We start from the raw sequence: 744 nt of genomic DNA on the forward strand, positions 1-744 counted from the left end.
CACTTACGAAGCCCGACCAGTTGCTCCAAGTGTTCGACATGGCGCTCCCCGCTCAGGCAACCGCACGACGGCGACGTGACACAAGAACGAAGAGACCGAGCAGCGCCACGCTTGCCGCCGCGCTGGCGGCGGCGAATTCCGGCACCGGCCGGAAATCCTTGCCATCGATGAGCAGCGACGCTGCGATCGGCCCGATCGCCAGGCCGAAAAGCTGGGCTGCCGGCACCAGCAGCACGGCGGTCCGCGTCTCGTCGGCGGTGATCGCCAGACGTATCTGGTAGGGCACGATGAACAGCAGGATAAAGCCCATGGCCAAGGCAGCGACCCAGAACGTTGTCAGGCCAGGGCTACTGGCAAGAACCAGGGAGCTGACAAGCGCGACGACGCCGATCGCCGCGATGGCAAGGCGATAATCGATGCGCGCCTCGAACACGGTGGCCGTCATAGCACCCAGGACCTGCACGGCGAGGCTGGCCGAGACGATCAGGCCGACGGTGCGGCCATCGATGCCATACTGTGCGCCAAGCGGTTCCAGAAAGGCCCAGACCGCGCCGAAGAACATGAAATAGCAGAAGACGGACAGCAGCGCGGTCGTTGAGGGAAGCGTCAGCACATTGACCAGGTTCTCCTCCTTGGGCAGGTCGGCATAGTCACCGGGAACAGTGAAGGCGACCACCAGCGACACGACGCAGACGACGGCAAGAACGATGAAGCCGCCCGCCGACCCTGCGGCCGGGATGACAT

1 protein-coding gene is annotated in these 744 nt (G+C 64.5%); it reads right to left on the reverse strand.

The features are described from left to right. Positions 1 to 52: 52 nt before the first annotated feature. On the reverse strand, positions 53 to 744 hold a 692-nt coding region (locus tag EOC93_RS33580; protein WP_348627621.1), incomplete at its 5' end, for an MFS transporter.

The organism is Mesorhizobium sp. M6A.T.Ce.TU.002.03.1.1, from assembly GCF_003997275.1.
In the GTDB taxonomy this organism is placed as follows: Bacteria; Pseudomonadota; Alphaproteobacteria; order Rhizobiales; family Rhizobiaceae; genus Mesorhizobium; species Mesorhizobium mediterraneum.